19 protein-coding genes are annotated in these 25603 nt (G+C 43.6%); 15 read left to right on the forward strand and 4 right to left on the reverse strand.

Features of this window, described 5'->3' with window-relative positions:
• The first annotated feature begins 82 nt into the window (after window positions 1–82).
• The 5 genes from BUQ89_RS05050 to BUQ89_RS13490 all read left to right on the forward strand — a co-directional run bounded on the left by BUQ89_RS05050 (window position 83) and on the right by BUQ89_RS13490 (window position 4237).
• A complete protein-coding gene (locus BUQ89_RS05050; RefSeq protein WP_028462423.1) occupies window positions 83–337 on the forward strand; it encodes an exodeoxyribonuclease VII small subunit in 255 nt (84 codons plus the stop codon).
• Window positions 327–1220, forward strand: a complete 894-nt coding sequence (locus tag BUQ89_RS05055; RefSeq protein ID WP_028462422.1) for a polyprenyl synthetase family protein — start codon at window positions 327–329, stop codon at window positions 1218–1220. The genes BUQ89_RS05050 and BUQ89_RS05055 overlap by 11 nt, the downstream gene beginning before the upstream one ends.
• Window positions 1221–1265: 45 nt before the next feature.
• The gene (gene dxs / locus BUQ89_RS05060; protein ID WP_028462421.1) at window positions 1266–3110 is read left to right on the forward strand and encodes a 1-deoxy-D-xylulose-5-phosphate synthase; all 1845 of its coding nucleotides are present in this window, start codon (window positions 1266–1268) and stop codon (window positions 3108–3110) included.
• Window positions 3111–3203: 93 nt separating this feature from the next.
• Window positions 3204–4016, forward strand: coding sequence for a GTP cyclohydrolase FolE2 (gene folE2 / locus BUQ89_RS05065; RefSeq protein WP_028462420.1), 813 nt, complete (start codon window positions 3204–3206; stop codon window positions 4014–4016).
• Window positions 4017–4051: 35 nt separating this feature from the next.
• Window positions 4052–4237 (forward strand): hypothetical protein, encoded by a 186-nt coding sequence (locus tag BUQ89_RS13490; protein ID WP_143071294.1) that lies wholly within the window; start codon window positions 4052–4054, stop codon window positions 4235–4237.
• Between the two features lie 231 nt (window positions 4238–4468).
• Here BUQ89_RS13490 and murJ read toward each other — a convergent pair whose 3' ends face one another.
• Window positions 4469–6001, reverse strand: a complete 1533-nt coding sequence (gene murJ / locus BUQ89_RS05070; RefSeq protein WP_028462419.1) for a murein biosynthesis integral membrane protein MurJ — start codon at window positions 5999–6001, stop codon at window positions 4469–4471.
• Between the two features lie 418 nt (window positions 6002–6419).
• Here murJ and BUQ89_RS05075 point away from each other — a divergent pair, with 418 nt between their 5' ends.
• A complete protein-coding gene (locus BUQ89_RS05075; RefSeq protein ID WP_028462418.1) occupies window positions 6420–7385 on the forward strand; it encodes an SPFH domain-containing protein in 966 nt (321 codons plus the stop codon).
• A 139-nt stretch (window positions 7386–7524) separates the two neighbouring features.
• Window positions 7525–8034, forward strand: a complete 510-nt coding sequence (locus BUQ89_RS05080) for an NfeD family protein (RefSeq protein ID WP_051537743.1) — start codon at window positions 7525–7527, stop codon at window positions 8032–8034.
• Between the two features lie 72 nt (window positions 8035–8106).
• On the opposite strand, the gene BUQ89_RS05085 is transcribed toward BUQ89_RS05080, so the two are convergent.
• The gene (locus BUQ89_RS05085; protein WP_028462416.1) at window positions 8107–8850 is read right to left on the reverse strand and encodes a hypothetical protein; all 744 of its coding nucleotides are present in this window, start codon (window positions 8848–8850) and stop codon (window positions 8107–8109) included.
• A 216-nt stretch (window positions 8851–9066) separates the two neighbouring features.
• Between BUQ89_RS05085 and tnpB the strand changes: the two genes are divergently transcribed.
• Both tnpB and BUQ89_RS05095 read left to right on the forward strand, forming a co-directional pair.
• Window positions 9067–10200: an IS200/IS605 family element RNA-guided endonuclease TnpB gene (tnpB, locus tag BUQ89_RS05090; protein WP_074202516.1), complete on the forward strand. Its 1134-nt coding sequence runs from the start codon at window positions 9067–9069 to the stop codon at window positions 10198–10200.
• A gap of 586 nt (window positions 10201–10786) precedes the next feature.
• Window positions 10787–11446, forward strand: a complete 660-nt coding sequence (locus tag BUQ89_RS05095) for a thioredoxin domain-containing protein (RefSeq protein ID WP_028461480.1) — start codon at window positions 10787–10789, stop codon at window positions 11444–11446.
• Between the two features lie 756 nt (window positions 11447–12202).
• On the opposite strand, the gene BUQ89_RS05100 is transcribed toward BUQ89_RS05095, so the two are convergent.
• Complete coding sequence (locus BUQ89_RS05100) at window positions 12203–13024, reverse strand: alpha/beta fold hydrolase (protein WP_177183585.1); 822 nt, start codon at window positions 13022–13024, stop codon at window positions 12203–12205.
• 374 nt (window positions 13025–13398) lie between these two features.
• Between BUQ89_RS05100 and BUQ89_RS05105 the strand changes: the two genes are divergently transcribed.
• The 6 genes from BUQ89_RS05105 to dacB all read left to right on the forward strand — a co-directional run bounded on the left by BUQ89_RS05105 (window position 13399) and on the right by dacB (window position 22312).
• The gene (locus tag BUQ89_RS05105) at window positions 13399–13812 is read left to right on the forward strand and encodes a GFA family protein (RefSeq protein ID WP_028461479.1); all 414 of its coding nucleotides are present in this window, start codon (window positions 13399–13401) and stop codon (window positions 13810–13812) included.
• A 551-nt stretch (window positions 13813–14363) separates the two neighbouring features.
• The gene (locus BUQ89_RS05110) at window positions 14364–18122 is read left to right on the forward strand and encodes an ATP-binding protein (protein ID WP_028461478.1); all 3759 of its coding nucleotides are present in this window, start codon (window positions 14364–14366) and stop codon (window positions 18120–18122) included.
• A 139-nt stretch (window positions 18123–18261) separates the two neighbouring features.
• Window positions 18262–19446, forward strand: a complete 1185-nt coding sequence (sucC, locus tag BUQ89_RS05115; protein WP_028461477.1) for an ADP-forming succinate--CoA ligase subunit beta — start codon at window positions 18262–18264, stop codon at window positions 19444–19446.
• 69 nt (window positions 19447–19515) lie between these two features.
• The gene (sucD, locus tag BUQ89_RS05120) at window positions 19516–20394 is read left to right on the forward strand and encodes a succinate--CoA ligase subunit alpha (RefSeq protein WP_028461476.1); all 879 of its coding nucleotides are present in this window, start codon (window positions 19516–19518) and stop codon (window positions 20392–20394) included.
• Window positions 20395–20538: 144 nt separating this feature from the next.
• Window positions 20539–20841: a hypothetical protein gene (locus tag BUQ89_RS05125; protein ID WP_028461475.1), complete on the forward strand. Its 303-nt coding sequence runs from the start codon at window positions 20539–20541 to the stop codon at window positions 20839–20841.
• A gap of 28 nt (window positions 20842–20869) precedes the next feature.
• On the forward strand, window positions 20870–22312 hold the full coding sequence (gene dacB, locus BUQ89_RS05130) for a D-alanyl-D-alanine carboxypeptidase/D-alanyl-D-alanine endopeptidase (protein WP_028461474.1): 1443 nt from the start codon (window positions 20870–20872) through the stop codon (window positions 22310–22312).
• 112 nt (window positions 22313–22424) lie between these two features.
• On the opposite strand, the gene BUQ89_RS05135 is transcribed toward dacB, so the two are convergent.
• Window positions 22425–25601, reverse strand: a complete 3177-nt coding sequence (locus BUQ89_RS05135; protein WP_051537585.1) for an efflux RND transporter permease subunit — start codon at window positions 25599–25601, stop codon at window positions 22425–22427.
• Window positions 25602–25603: the final 2 nt, after the last annotated feature.

Below are 25603 nucleotides of genomic sequence, written 5' to 3' on the forward strand. Positions count from 1 at the left end.
GACCTGACACAGACAATTGCGTTATTTTCAACGGTTTTAAGTGATAGAAGCGTTTGCTTTTTATTATTGTGCTGAGTGCATTATGACAAAATCATCCAAAGCTGCTGCGTATTCACAGCCAGAAAATTTTGAGGCAGCATCGACCGAGCTGGAGCATATTATTACGATGATGGAGGCAGGGCAGATGCCGCTGGAAGCTTCTCTTGCAGCTTATAAACGCGGCGCAGAATTGTTACAATATTGCCAGAATAAACTACAGGATGCGCAACAACAAGTGCGTATGCTTGAAGCAGATACGCTAAAAAACTTTATGACGTCTGGCATTGATGATCACTGATTTCCAGGATTGGGCGAGGAGCCGTCAGGCCCGTATCGAAACCTTTCTGGACAGACGGTTGCCTGCCACTGATTGTGTGCCTGAGAGCCTGCATGATGCCATGCGCTATGCCGTGTTGGGAGGGGGAAAACGTGTGCGTCCGTTACTTTCTTTTGCCGCGGGCGAATTGAGTATGGCTGATGTGGAACGCGTGACGGTTGCAGCAGCAGCGGTAGAGCTGATTCATGCCTATTCTTTGGTGCACGATGACCTGCCTTGCATGGACGATGATGTGCTGCGGCGAGGTAAACCAACTTGTCATGTGAAATATAACGAGGCTACAGCGTTACTGACAGGAGATAGTCTACAAAGTTTAGCCTTTCAGTTGTTGGCAGAAAATTGTTTAGCGGATACGCCACAGATTCAATTAGATATGATCAGGCAGTTGGCGCAGGCATCCGGCTCACGGGGGATGGCGGGTGGACAGGCATTTGACTTGGCCAGTGTTGGCAAAACTTTGAGTTTGCCAGAGTTGGAGTATATGCATATTCATAAGACAGGTGCGCTGATTCGTGCTGCAGTGATGCTGGGGGCATATTGTGGCAGTAGCTTAAATGATGTGCAGCAGGATAAGCTGAATCACTATGCCAAATGTATTGGTCTTGCGTTTCAGGTGGTTGACGATATTCTGGATGCCGAAGCGACTACCGCAACACTGGGAAAGACGGCTGGCAAGGATGCGGAAAACAAGAAACCAACCTATGTCAGTATTCTGGGCATTAGCCAAGCTCGTGAGTTAGCAGAAAGATTGCAAAGCGATGCTTGTCGAGCACTGGATAGTTTGGGTGAACGGGCAATTCGATTACGCCAGGTAACTGACTTTATTATTGAACGTAAGTTCTGAGCGCAGTATTTTTATTATCAAGATTATTTCATTTTCAGGTTTTGAATGTATCCACTGTTAGACACTATTAACACGCCTTCCCAGTTACGTGCACTGGAACGAAAGCAATTACCTCAGCTCGCTAAGGAATTACGCAGCTTCTTGATTGAATCTGTAGCGAAAACCGGGGGGCATCTGTCCTCCAACCTGGGTACAGTAGAATTAACGATTGCCTTGCATTATGTTTTTAATACAGCGCATGATCGACTCGTGTGGGATGTCGGTCATCAGACTTATGCCCATAAGGTTTTGACGGAACGTCGTAACGGCATGAGTAAATTGCGTATGCACGGCGGCATTGCCGGATTTCCGCGGCGTGATGAAAGTGAATACGATGCTTTTGGTACAGCTCATTCGAGCACGTCTATCAGTGCTGCGCTGGGAATGGCCGTTGCGGCGCAGTTGGAAGGGATAGATCGGCGCTCAATTGCGATTATCGGTGATGGTGCCATGAGTGCGGGTATGGCATTTGAAGCACTCAATAACGCCGGGGTAATGGATGCCAATTTGCTGGTAGTGCTAAATGACAATGATATGTCAATTTCACGCCCGGTAGGTGCGTTGAATAACTATTTTGCCAAGCTTATGTCTGGTCGATTTTATGCGGCAGCAAGACGGGCTGGTGAGAAAGTACTGGGTGTCGTGCCGCCGATGTTGGAACTTGCCAAGCGCGCTGAAGAACATATGAAAGGAATGGTAACGCCGGGTACATTGTTTGAGGAGTTTGGCTTTAACTATATTGGTCCAATTGACGGGCATGACCTGAATGTATTGGTGACGACATTAAAGAATATTAAACATCTTGAGGGCCCTCAGTTTTTGCATGTTGTTACCCGTAAAGGCGCGGGTTACAAGGTCGCAGAAGAAGACCCGATTCTTTATCATGGTGTCAATAAATTTGATCCAAATGCAGGTATTGTTCCTAAGCCTGCCGGTAAGCCAGCCTATACGCAAATTTTTGGTGATTGGTTATGCGACATGGCGGCGCAGGATGCCCGTTTAATTGGTATTACGCCTGCAATGCGCGAAGGATCTGGACTGGTAAGATTTTCGCAGGAGTATCCTGAACGTTATTTTGATGTTGGTATTGCCGAACAACATGCGGTGACATTTGCCGCAGGCGCGGCTTGCGATGGTTTGAAACCAGTGGTTGCAATTTACTCAACTTTCTTGCAGCGGGCTTATGATCAATTGATTCACGATGTTGCGATCCAGAATTTGCCAGTTGTATTTGCTATTGATCGTGCAGGACTCGTCGGAGCAGATGGTCCGACACATGCTGGTAGTTTTGACTTGACCTATTTGCGTTGCATTCCGAATATGACGATCATGACACCATCGGATGAGAATGAATGTCGGCAAATGCTGTACACAGCATTTCAGATGGATACTCCGGTTGCCGTTCGCTATCCGCGGGGTGCAGGAACAGGCGCGGTAGTGCAAAAAGAAATGCAGGCATTGCCATTAGGTCGTGGTGAGGTATGTCAGCAGGGAAACAAGGTGGCACTTCTTGCTTTTGGCAGCATGCTGACACCTTGTTTGGAAGTGGCAGAAGAGCTAGGTGCTACCGTTGCTAATATGCGTTTTGTTAAGCCGCTGGATGCTGATCTGGTTGCTTCTTTAGCAAATAATCACGACTTGCTGGTGACGGTCGAAGAGAATACCATTATCGGAGGAGCAGGTAGTGCGGTATTGGAGATGCTGAGTAGTAGAGGCGATCAGGTTAAGGTGCTGCAATTAGGCCTGCCAGATATTTTTATAGATCAGGGTGATTCGGTGCAAATGCTGGCCGATTGTGGATTAGATAAGTTGGGTATCATAAAGTCTATTCAGGTGGCCTTATCCACTTAATATCGATATCTTTAATGCTGATTTTGGAATGACGCTACATGTCTTTGATAATGTTTTTAGCGGGTGCTCCTTTTTGGATAGGAGGTAAATAGCATGAATAAACAAATAGATTTACCCATTGCAGACGTGCAAAGCTCGCCGGATAAGAGACGGATCGCAATTGATAGAGTTGGCATCAAAGCTATTCGTCATCCTATTATGGTTGCTGACAAGGATGGCGGTGTGCAGCATACGGTGGCCGTTTTTAACATGTATGTGAATTTGCCTCATAACTTCAAAGGTACACATATGTCTCGCTTCGTGGAGATACTTAATAGCCACGAGCGTGAGATTTCAGTGAAATCATTTGAAAAGATCCTGCGAGAAATGGTCGAGAAGCTGGAATCAGATTCTGGCCATATTGAAATGACTTTTCCTTATTTTGTCAATAAATCGGCCCCTGTTTCCGGCGTGAAAAGTCTGCTGGATTATGAGGTAACTTTTGTAGGTGAAATTAAAGATAATGATTACACTTTCACTATGAAGGTTGTCGTGGCAGTGACGAGTTTATGTCCATGTTCCAAGAAAATTTCTGATTACGGAGCGCATAATCAGCGCTCTCACGTAACAATTGCCGTGCGTACCAACAGTTTTGTGTGGATCGAAGATGTGATCAAGATAGCAGAAGATAAGGCGTCATGTGAACTTTATGGTTTGCTGAAACGCCCTGATGAAAAATATGTGACTGAGAAGGCCTACGACAATCCTAAATTTGTTGAAGACATTGTACGAGATGTTGCCGAAGTTCTGAATCAGGATTCGCGTATTGATGCTTATACCGTGGAGTCAGAGAATTTTGAATCAATCCATAATCATTCTGCTTATGCCTTGATTGAGCGTGATAAAAAGAGTATGCCTGTTATATAGAAGCAGCCGGTTTTCTAATTTTAAGCGCATTTAGTTTGAGATTAATCTCTGTTGTAGTGCTGTCGGTATCATCATTTGGTCTGACTCGTTTTGTCATGCTCTCAACAGGCGACAGGATCGTGGGCGTCCGCAAAGGTTGTCTGGACAAGCGTTCAGGGCAGCTGGTGAACGAAAATCAAAGGATCGCGATAGAGATGATGTTGGCAGTCGGTGACGTGTAGAATAAGGGTCTGTCTCGAAATAGCCCAAAAATTGAGGTGCTTGTCCGGTCTATTTGTTAATAATTAATAGGTTGTATAGCGAAAAAGGGATAAATCTTATATTAAGAGACAGTCTCAATGACCACTGTCTATCGGAGGTGGCCAGTGATCAAGGTTGGTTTGAATTCGCTTGGATTGCGGCCCTTGGATTGAGAATTCCCTTTTTTAGGGAGAAGAGCCATCAAATGATTATTAATGCTGCCTAACGAAATCCTTTAAACGGAAGCCAAGTATCCATAATGCTGCAAAATAACTGCTCGCACCCATTATGATTACGCCTGATAGTCGACCGATGCGCTGGCTTGCTGAATCCGGGAGCCATGAGGCATCGCTCCCTGAACTGAACCAGAGTGTCGCGGCCATTACCATTAAGGCTATTAATATTTTCAGGAAAAAAATAAGCCAGCCTGATTGCGGTTGATAAATTTTGAGACTACGTAATTTATAATAGAGTAGGCTGGCATTGAGGCAGGCACCCAGGCCAATCGCTAGTGCTAGTCCGGCATGTTGCAAGGGTAGAATGAACACAAGATTCATAAATTGTGTTGCAATTAACGTAATGATCGCTATTTTTACCGGTGTTTTTATATTCTGCCGTGCATAGAATCCGGGTGCCAGGACTTTGACCAATATCAATCCAAATAGCCCTATACTATAGGCAATTAATGCCTCACGTGTCATCCAGACATCGTTAGCAGTAAATTCACCGTAGTAAAATAGTGTGGTGATCAAGGGTGTCGCGAGTAATGCTAATGCCAGAGCAGCGGGGAGCGTTAATAATACGGTCAAGCGTAAGCCCCAATCTAGTAAGCGGGAATATTCTTCGGTATTGTTATTAGTGTAGTGCCGGGCCAGAGATGGAAGCAGTACTGTTCCCAGGGCTACTCCGAGAAGACCAGCAGGGAATTCCATCAAACGATCAGCATAGTAAAGCCACGACACGCTGCCAGTAATCAGGAATGAAGCAAATATAGTATTAATTAATAAACTAATTTGACCGATAGATACGCCAAAAATGGCTGGTCCCATGAGCTTAAGAATGCGCCAGGCACCAGTATCATGAGTTTGTAAACGTAGACGCGGCATCAGCCTAATACGCATAAGAAAGGGTATCTGAAATGCGAGCTGTAATACACCACCGATAAAAACAGCCCATGCCAGTGCGAATATGGGGGGGGTCACCATTGGTGCCAGCCATAGTGCACAGGCAATAAATGATAGATTTAATAGTGCTGGTGTAAAGGCCGGTATATAAAACTTTCCATAAGTATTGAGTATGCCACCAGCGAGTGAAACTAGGGAAATAAACAGGATATAGGGAAAGGTAATACGCAATAAATCGATTGTCAGTGTGAACTGCTCAGGATGAGCAGAAAAACCCGGTGCGCTTACATAGATGATGAGTGGGGCAGCAATGATACCGATTAATGTCACTACAAATAATATGATACTCAATAACGTAGTGACATGGTCAATCAGATGACGTATTTCTGCTGTCGAGCGGCCATTTTTATATTCTGCCAGTATGGGTATGAATGCTTGAGAAAATGCACCTTCAGCAAATAAACGACGTAACAGATTAGGAATACGAAAAGCTACAAAAAATGCATCAGTAGCCATTCCGACACCAAAAATCCGGGCGATGAGTACATCACGCAGAAATCCAAGTACACGAGATACAAAAGTCATGCTGCTAATAGCAGCGAGGGCTTTGAGTAAATTCAATTGAGTTTAAATGGCCTGAAAAGTTTATTGTGCAGTGTGTTTCCTTTGGATTGGCTATGCCGTTGTTGTTTCTGATTGATAATGAATATTCTCATTGGCTTTGGTGTTACGTGTCTGTAAATTCTGACTATCAACTTTCTATGTGTCAGTATAGCAATGATAGCAGGATGTTAAGCTCAGTACTTGGTTAGACAGAAAAATGCTGACCGCAGGAAAGTTTGTCATTAATGGTATCAGAGGGATCTATGATTGATGACAGAAAAATGGATACATGCTTATTCTTTGGAAATGGAAGATTTATTCCCTCTAAATATAAACATTGATGCGTGCTGACTAGGCGTAAGCTATGTTTGGATTGCTTAAACTAGTTCATGTTTAGCATAATTATTAAACCATAAAATGAAAAAAGGAGTCGTGCATGGAGTACGTGGTGCCAACTTTAGATATTGTGTTTAGTTTCTGGGTTGGACTTGCTCTCTTGTCAGTGATACTGATCAAAAATGCCGTTAAGTTTGTGCCCCAGAATATGGCTTATGTGATTGAGCGTTTTGGTAAGTACCATAAAACAATGGAAGCGGGTCTGAATGTATTGATTCCTTTTATTGATAGAGTTGCATATCAATGTACTTTGAAAGAACAGGCCTCAGATGTACCGAGCCAAAGTGCGATTACTAAAGATAATATCTCTTTGATTGTTGATGGTGTCCTGTATCTCAAGGTTTTGAATCCTTATAGGGCTTCCTATGGAGTTGATGATTATCTCTATGCGGTGACTCAGCTTGCTCAAACTACCATGCGTAGTGAGATTGGTCAGATGGATCTGGATAAAACGTTCGAAGAGCGTGAGAGCTTGAATACGAATATTGTCGCTGCAATTAATGAGGCAGCAGGCCCTTGGGGCGTGCAGGTATTACGTTACGAGATCAAGGATATCGAGCCACCTCGTTCTGTGTTAGATGCAATGGAACGGCAAATGAAGGCTGAGCGAGAAAAACGTGCGGTTATCTTAGAATCGGAAGGCAAACGGCAATCAGCAATTAATGTTGCTGAAGGAGAAAAGCAAGCGAGAGTGCTGGCTGCTGAAGCCGATAGGGCAGAACAAATTCTTAATTCACAAGGTGAGGCGCAAGCCATCATTGCTGTTGCCGATGCAAAAGCTAAAGCACTGAAGATTATCGGAGATGTTGCCAATACGGTACAAGGACAACGGGCGATTCAGCTCGAATTGGCGAGCGGTGCAATCGAAGCCAAAAAAGCGATTGCCAAGGAATCATCCGTTATATTGTTAGCGGATAGCCAGACTCAGGCGGCAAATATCGTGACGGAAGCAATGACGATTCTTGGCACACTTAATAAAAATTCTACTCAATACAGTCAATCTTAATTGCTAATGATTAGCAGTTAGAGAGCTTTGCAGAACTCCAATAGTTAAAAAATTAACTATTTATAATCAATAGTAGGAAGCTTTTGGCAAAGTCTTTTGCAAAAGTCTCAGTTAGTATATTTATCAAGACGTATGGATTATGGTGATTGAATATATCAACCAGCATCAGGGTGAATTTTGGATTGCTGTCGGATTTATAATGCTGATTACCGAAGTGCTATTGCTCGGCATGTCGACGGGTGTCTTATTGTTTTCCGGTTTAGGTGCTCTGGCGACAGGGTTCATGATGTTAACGGGCCTATTACCTGAAACTTGGCTGGCTGGTATCGCCAGCGTTGGAATTAGTGCTGGAATTATTACTGCCTTATTATGGAGAACCCTGAAACGCTTACAGGTCCATAGTGTGTCTGGCTCAGATCAGAGTAGTGATTTAATTGGCTTGGAATTGGTATTGGAAAACGAAATTCAAGTGCATGCGCCTGATAAAATTCGGTATTCCGGAATTGATTGGCGTGTTGAGATTGATATGACGGCAGGGGTAGAGTCAATAGCAGCAGGTGAGCGTGTATCAGTTGCATCAGTTGACGTGGGTGTGCTGCGGGTTAAGCCGACCTCAATCGAATCCCGCAAGGGAGCACCGGGAAAATAAATTGCGGTGTATTCATTAAGCCCGGAAGGATGTTTGTATTCCGGGCAATAAAAAAAACGGATATTGGGTTAATTAACGTTTATTCGCAGTACAGCCAAAAAACTGGCTTAGTTTTTTTAGCATATCTGCTTCAGGCCAGTCCCACTGTAAACAGTATTCAGCGCCTAAGATTGGGTTTTTTATATCTGCTTCAATTTTCTTCTGTTCTGTAATAGTAGGCGATGCGAGTATCTCATCTTCATCACCGTGCCGGCAAAATATTCTGGCTGAGGCAATCGGACGCCCTTCTGGCAACTCTACGACAAAGCGCAATAATTTAGTGTCGATATCAATGATATGGGAGAGTGTTTCCTGCGTTTTTGTAAAGGCGTTTTTACAGTCGTATGATAAGGTGATATCGAACGTCTCAGCAGTTTTCAGCTCGGGCGATAATTTCATCGATATATGAGTAACGCCATTTTCATCTCTTTGTTCTACTGGTGGATGACCATTAATTTTGAAATTACTGATTGTTCCGGCAGAATGAATATTCTTGAACCATAATTCTGAATTAGTAGCATGATTAGTGGTGATTGTTTGTTTTTGTGTTTGCGTTGCCTGTCTTCCCTTGGTGTCGTAGATAGTGAGTATCTTTTCTAAGTGTGAAATTGTGAATGCAGATTTGTTCTGATGATACTGATCACGTATCAATAATAGTGCACTGATAGAGAGGAATAATCCAATAACAATATAGTCGCTTAACAGAATAGTCAAAATTCCCAAAGTGCCAAGGAATACATTGATATAAAAAATAAGTTGGTTCGGTTTATCAAACATACAGAGTTCCTTAATTATGAGGTATTACGTTACTACAGCATTCATCAGAGGGTGGAGTTTAGCAGAGAGAGACAGGCAAAAAAAGGAAGTACAAGGCACAAATATTTATCATCCCAACTTCCGGAAAACCCCGGTCTTAAGGCCGGGGATGGATAGGGAGTCAGCTTCGCTGATACTAAAGCCTGTTTTTTCACCTATTTCTGTTACAGTGTGTTAATGGAAATTAAGCGCGCATACAAATTCAGGTTTTACCCAACTTTTGAGCAAGAAACTATTCTGGCTCAAACATTCGGGTGTGCTCGGTTTGTCTATAATCGGATGTTGCGCGTTCGTTCTGATGCTTGGTATACCGAGAAAAAAAGAATCGGGTATCATGCTACCTCCTCTTTGTTGACCGAGTTAAAAAAAGAGCCTGAATTTGAATGGCTGAACAAAGTTTCCAGTGTTCCTGTGCAGCAATCTCTCCGCCACCTGCAAACGGCATTTGGTAATTTCTTTGCCAAACGAGCCAAATACCCGTCATTCAAAAGCAAGCATGAGAAGCAATCGGCTGAATACACGTCCAGCGCCTTCAAGTGGGACGGTAAGTCTCTGAAACTGGCGAAGATGAAAGATCCACTGAATATCAGATGGTCGCGCACCCTTCCTAAGGCAACAAAACTAGCGATTGCAACAGTCTCTAAAGACTCAGCGGGTCGATACCATGTTTCTATGCTTTGCGACGACTCTGTTGCGCGAAAGCCAAGGGTTAGCGGCAAAATCGGCATTGACTTAGGATTAACGCACTTCGCTATTCTTTCTACGGGCGAGAAGATTGCGTCTCCTAACACGCTACGAAAGAATGAAACCAGGCTTGCTAAGCTGCAACGCAAGCTATCTAAAAAGCGCAAAGGGTCGGCCAATAGACAAAAAGCCAGACTGAAAGTAGCGCGACTACATGCAGGAATTGCTGATGCTCGTAAAGACTTTCTACATAAACTCTCAACACGGCTAGTGAACGAAAACCAAGTGATAGCTGTAGAGTCTTTAGCTGTTAGCAATATGAAGAAAAATCGTTGCCTCGCAAAATCAATTTCCGATGCAGGATGGGGTGAATTTGTGCGGCAATTAGAATACAAGTCGCTGTGGTACGGGCGAGAGCTTGTAGGTATTGACCGATGGTATCCAAGCAGCAAACGCTGCTCGGGATGTGGGCATACCGTAAACAAGATGCCTTTGAATGTGCGTGAATGGACTTGTCCGGAATGCGAATCAATCCATGATCGAGACATCAACGCAGCGCGTAATGTTTTGGCCGCTGGACTGGCGGTGTCAGCCCTTGGAGAATCTATAAGTCCTGTTTGCATTTAGGTGCGTCCGGGTTGGATTCGTTGAATTGGGAATCCCCTTCGTTTACGGAGGGGAGCAGTCAATCCAGTGTGCAGGATAAGATTGAGATAGGCAAATGTGCGATTAAAGCGGATAGGGAGAGCATCTGAATGGAGCAAAGGCGCACTGATTAATCAGAATATCGAAAAAATACGCCGTATTAGTTGAGATTTTTGCAAAGGCCCTCGCTAGAAGCTTTCAACTATTGGAGTTTTGCAAAAGTCTCCGGTTTTATTTACAAGCATAGAAGAGCAAAATAGCAAAGAAGCAAAAGAGATCAGTATTTTTAATATTTCAGCGAGAATACTCATTTCTTTGAACTTGTCACATTGCTTATTTCATTTTAGACTTGACCATTAGCTTATAAAATCAATTGAAAGAAATAGCTTTACAAAAGAACAGGAGAGTCGAGCACACAGGGGAGATTATGATTGACCTGAGATGTGCACAATCTATTTCTAGTAATTTAAATATTGGATATCCAGTTTTCAAGCGATATATAATGGATACAAAAGATGGGTGAGCAGTTATTTTTATACGCAGCCAGGATTAATGGGATCATATATTAATGAATAATCAGTTACTTTCTGATATTAGTGTGGGTTCGTGGGTGAAGGATGGACCCGTTACAATGAGCAATTTGATTGGTTCAGTTGTGCTGGTGGAGGTTTTTCAGGTTAATTGTCCGGGTTGTTTTCTCTATGCGTTGCCGAAAGCAATTCAATTGCATGAAAAATATCAGAAACAAGGTTTGATTACTATTGGGTTGGCGACAGCGTTTGAAGATTATGATAAAAATACGCTAGAAAATTTACAGCGATTGGTCGAAACCGGTGAAGTGATTGGGCAGACTTTCAAAGCACTGCGCCAACGCGATATGCTGGTTCATGATAAGCTGGGTTGGCAATTGCCATTCGCAGTCGGGATGGATCGAGTCGTGCGGGATACGGAGCCTGTAACAGACGAGAGAGTGCTGCGTTATGCATGCAAATTACTTCCGGAATTTCAGACACTTCCCGAAGAAAAAAGGCAAGCCATGCTGAATCAAATTAAAAATTATCTAGAGCAAAAAACCATGAAAGCTGAGACTTTCGAGCGGTTTTCTTTGCAAGGGACACCTTCATCAATTTTATTCGATCGGCGAGGTCAACTTAAAGATATATCGTTTGGTCAAATGGTTCATCAGGAATCCCTGATCGAGCATTGTTTGTCACAATCAGTTGATTAATAACAGTCTTTATGCAGTTAGCTATAATTTATGGACTGGTTAATTTAATCCCAATTTTTTCTAATCACTCTATATAAATCTTTCTTGATCAATTCATAAGGATAATCCAGGCGGCTACCATAGTAACCGGGAGAGTGATCAGTATCTGAATAAGTGTGTTTCCTCTTAATACTTCATTGTCCATGGTTCAGTATGCTGTGTAATTGATTGAGTGCTTTTCACTTGACATATTTTACCGACTTGAACGCGTCTCCCCAGCATTTTTCTTTTCGAGCAGTAAATACGATGCATTCATCTCTCATGTTCTTCTTAACATTGTTAAGACCGCTGCATAACTGGTTATCTCGGGCTGGACAAGGTTTTTAAGTGCTTGATTTATCAATGCTGCAAGTAATCAGAAAAGTTCAAAAATACAGTTATGCAGCGGTCTTTTGTTATTTGTTTCTGCTGTTCAGAAACGACTTCTTTATCAGGTAATTTAGTTAATTTCGATACCATTGAATTGATTGCAGGTGCTGCATTTATTGAATTTGCCTCCATGGATCAGCGGGCATCCCCAGAGAGGTTGCGAGCCTGTTGTAGAGAAGAAAAAGTAAGTTGAATCCGCCCTTTAATAACCGGTTAAAAGGCATGGTGGCGATCTGCTTCTATTCCTTGAGGCTTTTTCAAAACCCCAATAGTTGAAAAGTTAACCCTTTATAATCAATAGTTGAAAACTTCTAGCAAGGACCTTTTCAAAGGTCTCTCTTTGTTTTTTCACATAACATTGTAATTGTCCGGTAACAGCCCTTTACACCATGTTTCAATTGCTTGTCGTACTTCATTTGGTTTTTCGGTCAATGGCCAGTGATGGCAATTTACGGTTACTATCTGATTGTGCGGGAATCCTTGAGCAACTACTTGTGTTTGCGCGATGTCCGTAAAGACTGTACCCGTTGACAGCAGCACCAGTACTGGGGACTGAATTGTTGACGCGAGTGGCACGGGTCTAAACATCTCGGCTAATTCCTGTAGGTAGTGGGCGGTGTGAAATGTGTGTAGATCTGCCCAGATGGAGCGATAGCGTCGAATAAATTTACGCTCCAGTGCGGGTTCGAGAAGAGACTGGCGTGTGATTTTATCAAGTGTATACAGGTCTAGCAATGGAATATGAGTACGCCGTAATCCAATAGCATTAATCGCACGAACGAATTGTGCAATCCATGTGAATAGAGGATGGTAACGTGCCAGCCATTGCCATTTGTTTTGTAATGCTTGATAAAACACTGGATCAATTAAGGCCAAGGCCTGTACTCGTGATGCATGCGTACTACCAAAATGCAATGCAACCTGTGCGCCAAGACTATGACCGATCAGTACTGCTTGTGCATAGTTTTGGGTATCGAGTAATGCAACCAGATCATCGCTCCATAGCTCTAATCCAATTCGACCACAGGTTTTTGAATCACCATGCCCCCGCAGGTCAATACGGATGATGTCCCACTGTGATTTAAGTTGTGTGTTGATGAGAAACTCGGTCCATCGCGTCATATTGCTGGCTAGCCCATGCAACAATACGATAGCGCGTTGCCCAGGCATTTGCTCTGCTCGAGTTAAACCGTACATGATTTTGACATGATCAGGTCGTATCAGAGAATAAATTGTTTCAGTCATCATGATTATTAGACAGGATAAATAATGTGACGCTGATGACTGCCAGATAGTTCTCGGCGAGGATCTTAGTCTTTGTTACTGAATAACGGTAATCATAGAGGGGCCTTTGCAAAACCCCAATGGTTGAAAAATTAACTTTTTATAATCAATAGCTGAAAACTTATAGCGAGGGTTTTTGCAAGAGCCTCATAGAATATGCGATCTCCATACATCCTGGCTTGGTTCAATTCGAAACGTTTAAACTATTAGAAAAATGGAGTTTTATGATGAATGCAACAGGCTTGTTTTAGGAGAATAATGTGATCTATAAAGGAAGTTGCCATTGTGGTGCGATTACTTTTGAAGTTGAAGCCCCTGAGCATCTGGAAGTGAAAGACTGCAATTGCTCTATTTGTGTTAAATCAGGATTTCTTCACCTTATCTTGCCACTGAGTAAATTCAAATTAAATTCAGGTGCAGATAAATTAGAAACATATACATTTAATACGAACATTGCTAAACATACCTTTTGTAGGATTTGTGGTATCAAACCTTTTTATGTGCCTCGTTCTAATCCTGATGGTATTGATGTAAATGTTCGTTGTTTGGATATGCGTCCGAAATCAATTAACACGACTCCATTTGATGGAAAAAATTGGGAGAAAAATGTGCATCAAATTATCGATAAGAGTGAAGAGGTAGCCCGAAATAGCCTGAATGACGATCTTGCATGATGATTGAAATGGAATAGGCTAGATATAATCATTAATAGCATGGTGATTTCTTATCATTCATTTTTTATTCTGTTATAGCTGGGAGCAGGTGGTCGGTGCCCAATTAATTAATTGATCTCATGAATAGTTTTAATTCTGTAGTATGCGAGGTAAGCATTCCTATTTATTTTTGCCGAGCGGTTACAGGATCAAGTGCATAATGATACGGCTAGAGAATATTGGCCAGAATGGTTAAGAACTAGGGATAGCCTTTCGATACCAGCGGTAATGTTGTTTGGTCTGATTGGTTTGTTAGCCCTGCATTGATGATTGGAGGGTTTGAATGTACTAACAAGATATATGGAAAAATAATGACTGTGCATCCTGCGACTGGATTGAAACGGGAGCTTCACCATGTCAGATAAAATGGATAGTCGATCGTGCAGGCTGTACAAATGATATGGTAATAGTAGGTAACCGTCAGGTCTGGTAATCAAAAAAGGCAATGTAAGAATATCCGATGACATACAGAAATTAGGATTAATTTTCGTCAACGTCACGAGGAGAATTCAGTGGGATTTAACTCTCTTACCCAGCGTTTTGCGGTTTGGTTCACATTGGTTTCACTGTTGCCAATATTGCTGATTGGTAATATCGGGCTACATATTTTTGTAACCGAAATTCAAAAAACAGCTATTCAGAAGGTTTCTGCCGTTGCTGATAAAAAGGTCGAACAGATTGATACTTATCTGCTTGAACGACTCCTTGATGCAAGCTTGCTACATAATACCAGCGCGACACGGAGTGCAATGCGTGAACTCGCCGCAGCTTTTATTCAGGATGGGGCCGAGTCAGATGCTTATCGCCAACTTGATGCACGCTATCGTGAGCATTTCAGACGCTTTACTGAAGAGGCGGACTATTACGATCTGTTTTTGATTTCTCCGCAAGGTACAATCGTATATTCACAAAGTCATGAATCTGATTTTGCTACTAATCTATTAACCGGTCCTTATCGTGATACGGGGCTAGCCAGAGTGGCTCGTCGTGCATTAGATAAAAGAGAAGGTAGTATCTCAGATTTTGAATATTATGGGCCATCACATGGCGCAATCGCTGCATTTATTGCATTTCCGATTGTGATTCAGGATGTGGTCGAAGGCGTGCTGGCGCTGCAAATTTATAGTGAGCGCGTATTTGAGGTGTTATCTAATAATGTGGGTCTTGGAATGAGTGGCGAAACGGTTGTGGCGCGTATCCAGGACGAGCAAACCGCACTGGTAATGGCTCCTTTAAAATATGACCCTGATGCGGCATTGAAGCGTCAAATTCCATTGAATAGTCCTCCTCTTTCTACAGCCATTCATAACGCTTTATATGGTGGTTCTGGTGGTGCACTTACGATTGATTATCGTGGTAAAGAAGTTGTTGCAGCCTGGCGTCACTTATCGCGCATGAACTGGGGCATGGTAGTACAAATGGATGTGGACGAAGCATTCGCACCTATTTATCGTGTGCGTATATTTGGTTTATTGATTATGGGCCTCACATTACTGGCTGTCATTTTTGGCGCCATTTTATTCAATCGTCGAGTCGTTATACCGATAAAAAAATTAAATCAAAGTGCGTTGGATGTTGCTGCAGGTAATTTGCATCAACGTGCTCTTGTCGAAGGCTGGAATGAAATGGGACAACTGGCTCATACGTTTAATGATATGACAGTCCGTTTGAATGCAAGCAATCAGGAACGCCGGGCAGCTGAACAGAATCTTCGTCAACTTAACCAGGAACTCGAGAATAGGGTTGTTGCGCGCACCTATGAATTAGAATGTGCCAACGAATTTCTGGCGATTAAGGAAGAAGAAATGCGCTCGGTTGTTGAGCATATGGTTGATTGTGTGGTTACTACGGATGAAAAAGGGGTCATTCTTCTAGCTAATCCAGTCATGGAGAAATTATTCGGCTATACCCATGACGAAATAGTAGGAAAAAATGTTTCGCTGTTAATGCCGGAACCTGACCGCAGTAAACATGACAGTTACATGAAAAGATATTGTCAGGCTGGATATGGACAGGAATATGTAGGTCGTCCTTATATCCCGGGTTCACATGGTATTGGTCGTGGGCGTGAGGTAGAGGGAATTCACAAGAATGGCGAGCGGATTGCATTATATCTTGCGGTGAGTGAGTATTTCGTAGGGGAAGAACGACATTTTACCGGTGTGATGCGGGATATTCGGGAACATGTGCTGATGATGAAAGATCTGAAGCAAGCCAGAATTGAAGCTGAACAGGCGAATAAGGCTAAATCCGCGTTCCTTGCGGCCATGAGCCATGAGATCCGTACCCCCATGAATGGTGTTATCGGTATGGTCGATGTGTTGAGACAAAGCAGTCTCAGCGGTTATCAAATGGAGATGGCTAATCTGATTCGTGAATCCGCTTATGCTTTACTGGACATCATTGAGGATATTCTTGATTTTTCTAAGATTGAAGCGGGTAAGCTGGAAATAGAAAACATTCTCTTTCCATTACCCGCCGTTGTGGAAAAAGCCTGCGGTATGTTAGCACACCTGGCGTTAAGCAAAGGCGTGGAGCTTACCTTGTTTATTGATCCCACTATACCAGCAAAGGTATTGGGAGACCCTTTACGCTTGCGTCAAGTGTTAGTTAATATTGTTAATAATGCCATCAAGTTTTCCAGTAAACAAGAAAAAGCAGGCAAGGTATCAGTCAGGGTACTGCTAACCGAATCTGATTCAGATCAGATTGTGGTTACGTTTCAGATAACTGATAATGGTATTGGTATGGACAAAGAGATGCGAGAAAAACTCTTTAGCTCTTTTACACAGGGGGATACTTCAACCACGCGTCGCTTTGGTGGTACTGGCTTAGGATTGGCTATTTCTCATCGTCTGGTGAAACTGATGGATGCGGAAATTGCAGTACAGAGCCAGCCTGAACAAGGGGCTACTTTTACCATAGAATTTCCATTTAAGCTGTTGCCGGAAAGTTCAGTGGCTGACGGTCAAATCTTTGATCTAACCGGGTTGTCCTGTTTGGTATATGGTGATACTGAAGGTTTGAGTGATGATTTGTCTATTTACTTGAAAAATGCGGGTGCGAGAGTTAAACGACTATCTGATCTGACCACAGCCTGTAATGAAATTAAGAAGCTGGATTCTGGTTTGTGGTTAGTTGTCATTGATGCGGGATATGAAACACCACCGATTGAGGAATTGTGCGCAGCTTTTGTTAACCGAGACAGTTCAAAGCAACATACAGCTAAGGGTAAGTCCAGTGCGCGAGAATCGAATGTCGATCCACATTTTATTATTATTAAACGTGGTCGCCGTCGTCAAGCGCGTATTGAAGGCATTGATGTTGTCACGCTGGATGGGGACGTCATGTATCGTGAGTCTTTACTACGGGCGATGGCGATGGCTGCTGGCAGAGTACAGGAAAGCGAGACAAATGAAGCATTAGTTGGTGCAGCTAAATCAGCGCCGGTTCCGCCTTCACGTGAGGAAGCTTTGGAACAAGGGAAACTTATATTGGTTGCTGAGGACAATGAGATCAATCAGAAAGTGATACGCCAGCAGCTGACTTTGCTTGGTTATGCGGCGGATATTGCAGATGATGGGCGTGATGCGCTAAAGCGGTGGCAAAACGGTGGTTATGCCTTATTATTTACGGACCTGCATATGCCTGAAATGGATGGTTTTCAATTGACGAAGGCGATCCGTGCCGATGAGAAAGAGCACCAGCATATTCCAATTATTGCATTGACTGCTAACGCGTTGAAAGATGAAAAGGAACACTGTCTCAGCTTTGGTATGGATGATTATTTGAGCAAGCCGGTACAGCTTACAGATTTGCAATCCATGTTAGAAAAATATTTGTCGCGCAGTAAATCTGATTCAAACCTAGAAGATTTAAATTCTGCTGTGACGCCTGATGCTGCAGTGTCTACCACCAAGGTAGCAAAGTCAGTAGCGGCAACGGTAGACATACATATTCTCGAAGAGCTTGTAGGGGATGACCCAGCAACAATTAGGGAATTGCTGCAGAATTTTCGTATTAGTGCAGAAGATATAGCGAAAGAATTGCATGCGGCTTTTCAAGCAGAGGAATTTGGAACTTTGAGTTCGGTAGCACATAAGCTGAAGTCATCAGCCCGTGCTGTTGGTGCGACAGCGCTGGGTGAATTGTGTGCAGAAATGGAACAGGCTGGTAAGAAAAATGACGGGATGGCACTTTCAGAACTGTTACCTCGTTTTGATACAGAGATGGCTGCTGTCGAAGCTTACCTTGAATCATTGTCAAAATAGGAAGCGGATCTGTTTTCTATGGATTGTTGTGATTTAAGCTGTCTTTAATTAACCAGTCTGACATAAAATTCATATTCTGAAATAATTTTGCTACATAATTTGTAATTTTAATCAGGCAATACTGGAGGAAGGTGAAAGTATGAAAATACATGAATATCAGGCAAAAGAAATTTTGCGCAGATTCGGTGTTGCGACACCACAGGGTATTGCCTGTTTCAATGTTGAAGAAGCTGTAACAGCTGCTAGAAGCCTGGGGGGGGATTTATGGGTGGTGAAGGCGCAAATTTACGCGGGTGGGCGCGGCAAGGGAGGGGGGATAAAAATAGCCAGATCTCTTGACGAGGTTCGTCAGTTTGCAGGAGAAATCCTGAATATGACGCTTGTTACGCATCAGACTGGTCCGAAGGGGCAAACTGTGCATCGGATCTTTATTGAGCAGGGCGTTGATATAAATAGAGAATTCTATATCGGGATGATAGTGGATCGGAGTCATCAACGGGTTTGTTTAATGGCCAGTTCGGAAGGTGGTATGGAAATCGAGCAGGTTGCTGCTAATGCACCGGAAAAAATTCATAAGGTATTGATTGATCCAATAATAGGCCTTACCGAGCAGGATGCTGATGCGATATCCCGCAAGATTGGAATCACGGAATCTTGTCTGGTGGCTACAAGGACCCTATTACGAAACTTATATCGTGCCTTCAATGATACTGACGCTTCATTGATTGAAGTTAATCCGCTGGCACTGACCATTGATAACCATATAGTTGCACTTGATGCAAAAATGAATTTTGATGACAATGCATTATTTCGCCATCCTGATATTGCAGCATTGCGTGATTTGGATGAGGAAGACCCGCTTGAAGTCGAAGCATCTCAGCATCATTTATCTTATATCCCATTGGATGGGAGCATAGGATGTCTGGTCAATGGCGCAGGCTTAGCGATGGCCACCATGGATATCATCAAGCTATACGGAGGTAGTCCTGCTAATTTCCTTGATGTAGGTGGGGGAGCTACTGTAGAAAAAGTAACGGAAGCATTTAAATTGATGCTGCGTAATCCAAAATTGCGGGTTATCTTGGTGAATATATTTGGTGGTATTATGAAATGTGACGTGATTGCTGAGGGCGTTGTTGTGGCTGCGCGACAGGTAAGATTATCGGTCCCGCTGGTAGTGCGCCTTGAGGGTACCAATGTAGCGCTAGGAAAAAAAATCCTGGCTGAATCTGGTTTGTCGATTATATCAGTAGAAAATATGGCAGACGCTGCTAAGCAAGCTGTGGCGGCAACGGCCGATACTGGTCGCGCTGCTTATATATAATAGCTCAGAGAAATTAGCTCTGCGGATTTTACCTGTTAATTCCATTAAGTTGAAGGAGCAGTCACTATTATGTCAATTCTGATCAATAAGAACAGTCGAGTTATGACCCAGGGGATTACTGGTAAAACAGGCCAATTTCATACGCGTCTGTGCCGTGAGTACGCAAGCGGCAGGGATTGTTTTGTTGCCGGTGTTAATCCGAAGAAACCTGGCGAAAGTTTTGAGGGAATCCCGATCTATGGCACGGTTAAAGAAGCGAAGCAGGCAACTGGCGCAACCGTTTCCGTGATTTATGTGCCACCTGCTTCCGCATCCGCGGCCATTGATGAAGCAGTGGATGCAGAATTAGATTTGGTGATATGTATTACCGAGGGCATTCCTGTCCGTGATATGTTAAATACACGTTATAAAATGGAGGGAAAGAAAACGCGTCTAGTTGGCCCGAATTGTCCGGGCATTATTACACCGGATGAACTCAAGATTGGTATTATGCCTGGCTATATCCACAAGAAAGGCCGCGTTGGTGTGGTATCACGTTCCGGCACATTGACTTATGAGGCAGTCGCCCAATTAATGGAGCAAGGACTGGGACAATCGACTTGTATTGGTATTGGGGGGGATCCTATCAATGGATTAAAGCATTTGGATATCATGAAATTATTTAATGAAGATGATGAAACGGATGCGGTTCTAATGGTGGGGGAAATTGGAGGCACTGATGAGGAGGATTGCGCCTATTGGATTAAAGATAATATGCAAAAACCAGTAGTGGGCTTTATTGCGGGCGTGACAGCTCCTCCGGGTAAGCGCATGGGGCATGCCGGCGCGATTATTTCGGGTAGTCATGGAACTGCGCAGGAAAAACTGGCTGTCATGGAAGCGTGTGGCATCAAAGTGACGCATAATCCCGCTGAAATGGGCAAGCTATTAAAATCAGCGTTGTGCTAGAGCCCGAGTATATTCCAAGGTATTTGATTTATTCTTTAATTTTTTGTGTTGCATATGCTCTCTGGATCTATGCTACAAAGAAATTTTCTAATCAAACAGGCTCATTGCCTCAAAGCAGAATTATATTTAGTTTAGGAGAGCGGAATGCGCCTCATGTGGTTCACCATAACGATATTTGTGCTATCGACATTTTCAGGCTGTGCAATATTTGAATCTGCACCATATCCTCCAGATAAGGTAGAGTATCCATCAGGACCTTTACCTCCTAGTGTCCGGCCGACTTATAATCTTTCTGGTTATCCCCCGGCTACTAAGGAGGGTTATATTGACGGATGTGAGACTGCCAAGAAAACACGCTATGGACGTAAAGATGAGAATCGTTATGTTACTGACGGGCAATATCGAATGGGCTGGGATGATGGATTTGATTTATGTCATGAAAAATAATGAGTATTGATTATTACTCATATTAGAGATGTTTCAGCTCAAATCAACTGTTACTTCATTTCTGATACTTATTGTTGTATCAACCCCTATATTTTCTCATGGGTTACCGGCTCCCGTTCAACAGAAGCTGAAGCAAGCAGGCATCCCGGAGTCTGCGGTAGGTATTTATGTGAGTGAGGTTGGCGTAAATCAGCCTCTTATAGCTGTTAATGCGGATACAGCGATGAACCCAGCATCGGTAATGAAGCTGGTCACGACCTTTGCCGGATTAGAGTTGCTTGGACCTGCCTATACTTGGCAAACTGAACTGTATGCAGACGGTGAATTAAAAGATGGCGTATTGCAGGGTAATCTGGTGATTAAGGGTTATGGTGATCCTAAACTGGATTTAGAAAATTTCTGGTCGTTAGTTTATCGCTTGCGTCAAACAGGTTTACGTGAAATTAGGGGGGATCTGATACTTGACTATACGCATTACGATTTACCAAAAGAAGACCCCGGTGCTTTTGATGGACAGCCCTATCGTACTTATAATCTACTCCCGGAAGCATTACTGGTAAATTATCGGACGTCTGCACTATATTTCACGCCACAGCCGGATAATAATACTGTTGGGATTGTTGTGGATCCCTTGCCGGAATCATTGCAGCTAAATAACAACCTGAAGCTGACTTACGGACAGTGTGGTGATTGGCTCAGCTTGTTGAATGCGGATATCCATGTTGATGAAGGCGAGGACAAGCGGATATCGATCAGACTAAGTGGTAGTTATGCGGTCGACTGTGGCAAGAAAACCTACCTATTGGGCTTGCATGATAGTGCATCCTATACCAGGGACTTGTTTAAGCAGTTATGGATGCAGCAAGGCGGATTATTTCAAGGTAATGTGCTTATCGGTAAAACACCTAACAATATTTTACGATTAAAAACTTACCGGTCCCCACCATTAGCTGAAATTATTCGCGGGATTAATAAATTTAGCAATAATATTGCTGCGCGACAATTGTACTTGACGCTAGGTACAGTGCCCGCGAAAGCGAATGATGGTTCACCTGTGACACTCGCCCGGTCCGGTAGGGCCATTCGGCAGTGGTTTTCTTCCAGCGGTCTGGATTTTCCAGAACTCGTTATCGAGAATGGATCAGGACTATCACGTAAGGAACGAATTAGTGCGCATCATATGGGAAAACTTTTACTCGCAGCTTTTCAGAGTCCTGTGATGCCAGAATTTATTGCGTCATTACCAATCGTAGCGATTGATGGCACCATGAAGAATCGTTTAATCGGAACGCCTGTAAGCGGCATGGCTCACATGAAAACAGGCGCATTAAATGGGGTACAGGCGCTCGCTGGTTATATGCTGGATAAATTTAAACGTCGTGTAATCGTTGTTTTCTTTGTGAATCACCCCAATGCAAGTCAAGCCCGGCCTGCATTGGATTTGCTGTTGCAATGGGTTTATGCTAGATGATAGTGAGTTCTGGTATGGCATCAGCGTAGTAAAGCCCGAGCAGCCTGGGTTGATTGACTGGGTGGGTAACAATAAGCTTGCGCAGTATGTAAATGATGCGTTTATCCAGCCATCAAAGTTTCTCATATGAAGAGGGAGTTCCTGCTTCCGCTGTAACTGGCGATTGAATCTGCAGATGTGCTGTCGTTTGTTTGGATTGATCGGGTGTGTGCTCATCAGGTTGCTCATCGAACCAACGATATAATGTCGGCAAGACTACTAATGTTAATAAGGTGGAGGTAATTAATCCGCCAATCACGACAATAGCCAGTGGTTGTTGTACTTCGGAGCCCGGACCGGTAGCAAATAAGAAGGGTACTAGACCCAGCATTGCCACGGTAGCTGTCATCAGTACCGGACGGAAGCGCTGTTGGCAGCCTTTGACTACGGCCTCAGAAAGGCTGACTCCGTCATTGCGTAACTTCCGAATATAAGTTAACAGCACTACACCATTGAGTACCGCAATTCCCCACAATGCAATAAATCCTACTGATGCGGGAACAGAGAGATACTCGCCAGTGATAAATAAAGCGAAAACGCCACCAATGGAAGCAAAAGGCAGTACCAGGATAGTTAATCCCGCCAGTTTGACCGAATCAAATAATATGAATAATAAGAAGAAAATAAGGGCAATTGTAACCGGTACGATAATCGATAGTGTTGCCATCGCCCGCTCCATGTTTTCGAATTGTCCGCCCCATTCAAAATAATAACCAGGTGGCAGCTGAATTTCCTCCGCGAGGCGTTCTTGTATTTCTGCGACAAAGCCGCCGAGATCGCGCCCATCTACATTGGAACCAACAACGACCCGTCGTTTAGCGCCTTCCCGTGAAATCTGAGCCGGACCATCGATAATATTGATCCGTGAGACAGCACGTAATGGAATCATGGCACCATCCGGTGCACGTAATAAAAGATTCTTAATATCTTCGATATTGTCCCGGAATCTTTCGGGGAAACGCAGTGCAATTGCAAAGCGCCGTTCGCCTTCATATAAATTAGTTACATCCTTGCCACCAATAGCGGTTGTGATGAGTTCATTGACGTCAGCAACGTTGATTCCATGACGTGCAATTGCATCCCGATCAATATCAATCGTTAATGATTGTTGACCAGAAAGCCGCTCAATACGAATGTCCTGCGAACCGGGTACGGATTTTAAGATACGGGAAATATCTTCTGATAATTCACGCAATACCGATAACTCATCACCAAAAATTTTAATTGCGATCTCTGAACGTACTCCGGTCAGCATTTCGTCGACTCTTTCCGCGATTGGTTGCGATAGCACGATTTGTACACCTGGCAGCACGGAGAGTTTTTTACGAATATCCTCATCAATGTCCATTTGAGTGCGTCCGGCGCTTGTGTCCAGCGTGACGATTGGATCAGATTCATTTTGTCCGGCTGGGTCAGCGGGTGATTCACCCCGTCCGATTTTAGAAACAATACGCTCAACACCCGGTACGCTCATGATCATTTTGTGTGCTTCGAATTCCATTTCAATCGTCTCATTTAAGGAAATGGATGCGACACGATTGATCTGGGGTGTTAAAGAGCCTTCCATCAGTGTGGGAATGAAGGATGTGCCGAGAAATGGGAACAAGGCAAATGATGATAACAATAGTACGATGGCAACGGAGATGGTTGTTTTTTCTTTTGAAAGGGCTTTATCCAGTAAACGTAGATAAGCTGATTTAAGTATGGTAATAATCTTGGTATCGTGATCAGCACCGCCTTTGAGAATATAGGAACACAGTACGGGTGATAGTGTTAACGAGATAATTAACGATATTGCCAAAGCGATCGCTATAGTGAAAGCAAGTGGACTGAATAGCTTGCCTTCCATGCCTTGCAGGGTCATTAATGGCAGAAATACTAAGATAATAATACAAATACCAAAGATCACCGGTACGCCGACCTCGATAACGGCATCGATTATTGTGCGTATGCGTGATTCGTCGCTGGCATTACTCAGACGATGGTAAACATTTTCAACGACAACGACAGTAGAATCAACCATTAGACCAATGGCAATGGCCATGCCTCCCAGCGACATCAGATTGGCAGAAATATTCTGGTGATTCATGACCATGAATGTAGCCAGTGGTGTAATAACGAGCGTTGCTACCACAATCAGGCTAGAACGAACATCGCCCAGGAATATGAATAAAATAATGACAACAAGTATAATGCCTTCAATCAAGACCTTACTGACCGTCCACAAGGCAGAATCTACCAGTTCAGTGCGATCATAATAAGGTACAATCTGCAGTCCGTCCGGTAGCATATTGCGCTCATTGATCTCAGCCACCTTGGCTTTTACGTTACCCACAATTTCCTTAGCATTGCCCCCTCGTACCATTAATACGATACCAGAGGCGGATTCCGTGTAGCCCCCTTTCATGACCGCGCCATAGCGTACTTCTGTGCCGATCTTGACCTCAGCAATGTCACGTACAAATACAGGAACACCCCCTTGTTCATCAAGGACAATGTTGCCGATATCTTGTAATGTCTGGATCAAGCCGACACCACGAACCAGGTACTGCTCATTTTCTAATGGTAATATGCCGCCACTGGAATTGGCATTATTGTTTGCGATCGCTCTTTCAACCTGTTGTAATGTTAAATTGTAATGACGTAGCCGGTCTGGATTTGCCCAGACCTGGTATTGTTTGACATAGCCTCCCTGGGAATTGATTTCTGCTACACCTGGTATGGAGCGTAAAAGTGGCCTGACCACCCAGTCCTGAATAACCCGTCGATGAGTCAACTCTTCAACAGTGAGCGCCCGTTCGCCATCATCCGGGTGATCAAGGGTGTATTGATATACTTCGCCCAGACCGGTTGATACGGGTCCAAGGACTGGCACAATACCAGGCGGCATTTTAGTCGCTGCATTCAGCAGCCTTTCCATCACCAATTGGCGTGCAAAAAATACATCCGTATCATCTGTAAATACCAGAGTGATGATCGATAATCCACTTTTATTCAATGAACGCATCTCTTGTAAGCCCAGCAAGCCAGTCATTGATATTTCAAGGGGGATGGTTACCAAGCGTTCAATCTCTTCGGGTGTGCGCCCCAGAGCCTCGGTAGCAATCTGTACCTGCACATTAGTTACATCGGGAAAGGCGTCAATGGATAATTGCTGTGTTGCCCGTAAACCAAAGCTGATTAGAATAAGCGCGAGTACGAGTGTGATAAGGCGATGATGAATTGTGGTGCGTACAATTGATGCGAGCATGA

The organism is Nitrosomonas cryotolerans ATCC 49181, assembly GCF_900143275.1.
In the GTDB taxonomy this organism is placed as follows: Bacteria; Pseudomonadota; Gammaproteobacteria; order Burkholderiales; family Nitrosomonadaceae; genus Nitrosomonas; species Nitrosomonas cryotolerans.

Bases quoted from the DNA above. Each gene is read 5' to 3' on its own strand.
- sucD (WP_028461476.1), top strand. From the start codon at position 19,516: ATGTCAATTCTGATCAATAAGAACAGTCGAGTTATGACCCAGGGGATT.
- BUQ89_RS05055 (WP_028462422.1), top strand. From the start codon at position 327: ATGATCACTGATTTCCAGGATTGGGCGAGGAGCCGTCAGGCCCGTATC.
- BUQ89_RS05075 (WP_028462418.1), top strand. From the start codon at position 6,420: ATGGAGTACGTGGTGCCAACTTTAGATATTGTGTTTAGTTTCTGGGTT.
- dxs (WP_028462421.1), top strand. From the start codon at position 1,266: ATGTATCCACTGTTAGACACTATTAACACGCCTTCCCAGTTACGTGCA.
- BUQ89_RS05100 (WP_177183585.1), bottom strand. From the start codon at position 13,024: ATGCCTGGGCAACGCGCTATCGTATTGTTGCATGGGCTAGCCAGCAAT.
- BUQ89_RS05050 (WP_028462423.1), top strand. From the start codon at position 83: ATGACAAAATCATCCAAAGCTGCTGCGTATTCACAGCCAGAAAATTTT.
- BUQ89_RS05125 (WP_028461475.1), top strand. From the start codon at position 20,539: ATGCGCCTCATGTGGTTCACCATAACGATATTTGTGCTATCGACATTT.
- BUQ89_RS05080 (WP_051537743.1), top strand. From the start codon at position 7,525: ATGGTGATTGAATATATCAACCAGCATCAGGGTGAATTTTGGATTGCT.
- BUQ89_RS05085 (WP_028462416.1), bottom strand. From the start codon at position 8,850: ATGTTTGATAAACCGAACCAACTTATTTTTTATATCAATGTATTCCTT.
- dacB (WP_028461474.1), top strand. From the start codon at position 20,870: ATGTTTCAGCTCAAATCAACTGTTACTTCATTTCTGATACTTATTGTT.
- BUQ89_RS05095 (WP_028461480.1), top strand. From the start codon at position 10,787: ATGAATAATCAGTTACTTTCTGATATTAGTGTGGGTTCGTGGGTGAAG.
- BUQ89_RS05135 (WP_051537585.1), bottom strand. From the start codon at position 25,601: ATGCTCGCATCAATTGTACGCACCACAATTCATCATCGCCTTATCACA.
- tnpB (WP_074202516.1), top strand. From the start codon at position 9,067: ATGGAAATTAAGCGCGCATACAAATTCAGGTTTTACCCAACTTTTGAG.
- folE2 (WP_028462420.1), top strand. From the start codon at position 3,204: ATGAATAAACAAATAGATTTACCCATTGCAGACGTGCAAAGCTCGCCG.
- sucC (WP_028461477.1), top strand. From the start codon at position 18,262: ATGAAAATACATGAATATCAGGCAAAAGAAATTTTGCGCAGATTCGGT.